Genomic DNA, 2978 nt, shown 5'->3' on the forward strand with positions numbered 1-2978 from the left:
GTACGAGGTGGTCTGGTAGATCGGCAGCGCCCGCGCCTTGGTGGTCGCGTCGGACGTCTGCCCGGCGTGGATCTGCTTGGTCTCGAACGACCAGTCGGCGGTGGGATCGATGCTCTCGGTCACGAGTGGAGTCCTCCGGATTCGGTGCAGTGGATGTGATGAATCAGTTGTCGCCGGTGAGTGTTTCGACCACGGTGTGGACCGGGGTCGGATTGCGGGTCAGGTCGAGGACGGGGCAGTGCGCGTCGACCGCTTCCTGCAGTTCGAGGTAGCGTTCCCGCGATTCCGGACCGGTGAGCGTCACGACGACGCGCACCTCTCCGAACCCGGGGCGGACGGCGTCGTCGAAGCCGAAGAACCCGTGCACGTCGAGGTCTCCCTCCGCACGTGCCGAGATGTCGTCGACGCGGACACCGAGCTTCTCGGCCCAGAAGCGGTACGTCACCACCTGGCAGGAGAGCAGCGAAGCGAGGTAGTACTCCACGGGATTGGCGGCGGAGTGCTCGCCGCCGAGCGCGGGCGGCTCGTCCACCTCGACGCTGTACTTGCCGAGCGAGACGGTGCTCGCGACGGCGTCGTGGGCCTGCGCGGAGGCGGTGAAGACGACGTGCGCGTTCGCGGAATCCTGCGATACGGCGTCACGGGTGGCGTTGATGACGGACGTGAGATGTGAAACGGATGCAGTGGTCACGAGTGGCGAATCCTTCGAAAAGGTGGGTGTGCAGGAGGAACCCGGCGTGGAGAACATCACGCCGGGACGGGTCCGATCAGGAGATCGGACACCTCGAGGTACACACCAGTGCGAAATCGACATGGCGGCGCCGCGTCAGCAGCTCGCCTGAGTCGACCACGCCGGATTCGGTCACGGATCAGACTGTAACCGCACGACACGCATTCCGACCAGTCCCATAGGAAATTCTGCTCACGGAGTGGGCAGCGCGCGGCACAGGGCGTCGAGCGTGTCGGCGAAGCGGGCGGACGACGGCGTGCTGTAGCCGACGACGAGCCCGTCCGGCCGGTCCGCGGGACCGTCCGGATGACGGAACGTGCGCAGGCCCTCCACCGCGAGACCGAGGGCCGCGGCCCGGCCGACGGTGGCCGCCTCGGTCCCGGCCGGAAGTTCGAGGACGGCGTGCAGGCCGGCCGCGATGCCGGTGACGTGCACGTGCGGTACCCGCGCGGCGAGCGTCTCGACGAGTGTGTCGCGCCGGCGGCGGTACAGGGTGCGCATCCTGCGGACGTGCCGGTCGAATGCGCCTCGCTCGATGAAGTCCGCCAGGGTCAGCTGGTCCGTTGCGCTGACCCACCTCTCGTACACGCCCTTGACCGCCAGGACGTCGTCGATCAGGTGTTCCGGCAACACCATCCACCCCACACGGATCGCGGGAGACAGGGTCTTGCTCACGGTGCCCAGATACGCCACCTGTTCCGGGGCCAGACCCTGCAGGGCGCCGACGGGTTGGCGGTCGTACCGGAACTCCCCGTCGTAATCGTCCTCGATCACGATCGCACCGGTCGTGCGTGCCCATTCCACGAAAGCCGTTCTCCTGCTGGGGTGGAGCGGACCTCCGGTGGGGAATTGGTGGGCCGGGGTGAGCAGTGCCGCGGACAGCCGGGTGCCGGTCGCGTCCGGGGGCCGCGCGCCGTGGGCGTCGAGGTGCAGGGGCACGGTGACGGCCCCGGCATCGCGGAGCAGTTCGCGATGGAAGTGCAGGCCGTACCCTTCGACGGCGACCGGTCCCTGCACGGCGCGGGCGAGGAGCCACAGGCCGTGCCCCGAACTCGCGCTGACCACGATCCGATCGGGATCGGCGCGGACCCCTCGTGCACGGGCCAGGTATTCGGCGACGGCGCGGCGCAGTTCGGGGCGGCCCCGCGGATCGCCCGGACCGAACGCGTCGTGGGGTGCCGCGGTGAGCGCCCGGCGCGCCGACGCCGTCCAGGCGGCACGGGGAAACTCCGCGACGTCGGGCGAACCGGGCAGCAGGCTCCACGCGGGCCGGGGTGCGGCGGCGGGGCGGGTCTGCGGACGGTGGGCGGGTTCGCGTTCCCGATCGGCGACCCGGGTCCCCGATCCCTGCCGTGCCGTCAGCCACCCCTCCGCGACGAGTTCGGAGTACGCCTCGGCGACGGTGTTGCGGGCGACGCCGAGATCGAGGGCGAGCGCGCGGGACGGCGGGAGGGTGGTGCCTGCGACGAGCCGTCCCGAGCGGATCGACTCGCGCAGCGCGGACACCAGAGCGGCGCGCACCCCGGACGTCCGTCCACCGGCGGGTGCGGCGAGGTCGAGATGGAGATCGCGGCCCAGACCAGAATTGGCCCAAGTTTTCATGATCGAATTGAACCATGGAGATGGGCTATTTCGCGCTTACTGTTCTCCTATGACCACAACAGAGCGCAAGACCCGAGTCGACCTCGCACGCAAGGCCCCCGCCGTCTACAAGGCGATGATCGCCCTCGACGCCGCCGCCCGGCAGGGCCTCGACCCGGAACTCGTCGAGTTGGTGCTCACCCGTTGCTCCCAGATCAACCACTGCGCGTGGTGCATCGACATGCACACCGCGGATGCCCGCAAGATCGGCATCAGCGAACAGAAACTGTTCCTCCTCGGCGCGTGGGAGGAAATGCACGGCCTGTACACCGACAAGGAGCGCGCCGCGCTCGCCCTCGCCGAGTCGATCACCGTGCTGACCGACGGCTTCGTCCCGGACTCGGTGTACGAGGAGGCGGAGGAACATTTCGACGAGACGGAACTGGCCCAGCTCATCTCGCTGGTGCTCACGATCAACGCGTGGAATCGCATCGCCGTCAGCACCCGCAAGATCCCGCGAGTGCGCTGACCCTCAGAAGTTTCCGCGGGCGGCTTGTTCGCGTTCGATGGCTTCGAAGAGGGCTTTGAAGTTGCCGATGCCGAAGCCGAGGGAGCCGTGGCGTTCGATGAGTTCGAAGAACACGGTGGGCCGGTCGACGAGGGGTTT

Annotated in this window: 3 protein-coding genes and 1 pseudogene; 1 reads left to right on the forward strand and 3 read right to left on the reverse strand. The window is 68.7% G+C overall.

From position 1 onward, the window contains the following. Positions 1-163: 163 nt before the first annotated feature. Both ACFTZB_RS44625 and ACFTZB_RS44630 read right to left on the reverse strand, forming a co-directional pair. The gene (locus tag ACFTZB_RS44625; RefSeq protein ID WP_378442279.1) at positions 164-691 is read right to left on the reverse strand and encodes an OsmC family protein; all 528 of its coding nucleotides are present in this window, start codon (positions 689-691) and stop codon (positions 164-166) included. 231 nt (positions 692-922) lie between these two features. After that, positions 923-2332, reverse strand: a complete 1410-nt coding sequence (locus tag ACFTZB_RS44630; protein ID WP_378442281.1) for a PLP-dependent aminotransferase family protein — start codon at positions 2330-2332, stop codon at positions 923-925. Positions 2333-2381: 49 nt separating this feature from the next. Here ACFTZB_RS44630 and ACFTZB_RS44635 point away from each other — a divergent pair, with 49 nt between their 5' ends. Next, positions 2382-2840, forward strand: coding sequence for a carboxymuconolactone decarboxylase family protein (locus ACFTZB_RS44635; RefSeq protein ID WP_206006629.1), 459 nt, complete (start codon positions 2382-2384; stop codon positions 2838-2840). 3 nt (positions 2841-2843) lie between these two features. On the opposite strand, the pseudogene ACFTZB_RS44640 reads toward ACFTZB_RS44635, so the two are convergent. Beyond that, a pseudogene (locus ACFTZB_RS44640) lies at positions 2844-2978 on the reverse strand (4-hydroxyphenylpyruvate dioxygenase); the annotation flags it as partial.

The sequence above is a fragment of the Rhodococcus sp. NPDC057014 genome (assembly GCF_042673295.1).
Taxonomy (GTDB): Bacteria; Actinomycetota; Actinomycetes; order Mycobacteriales; family Mycobacteriaceae; genus Rhodococcus_F.

What these genes read in the sequence shown, in the direction of transcription:
- ACFTZB_RS44630 (WP_378442281.1), bottom strand. Translation starts at nt 2,332, where the DNA reads ATGAAAACTTGGGCCAATTCTGGTCTGGGCCGCGATCTCCATCTCGAC.
- ACFTZB_RS44635 (WP_206006629.1), top strand. Translation starts at nt 2,382, where the DNA reads ATGACCACAACAGAGCGCAAGACCCGAGTCGACCTCGCACGCAAGGCC.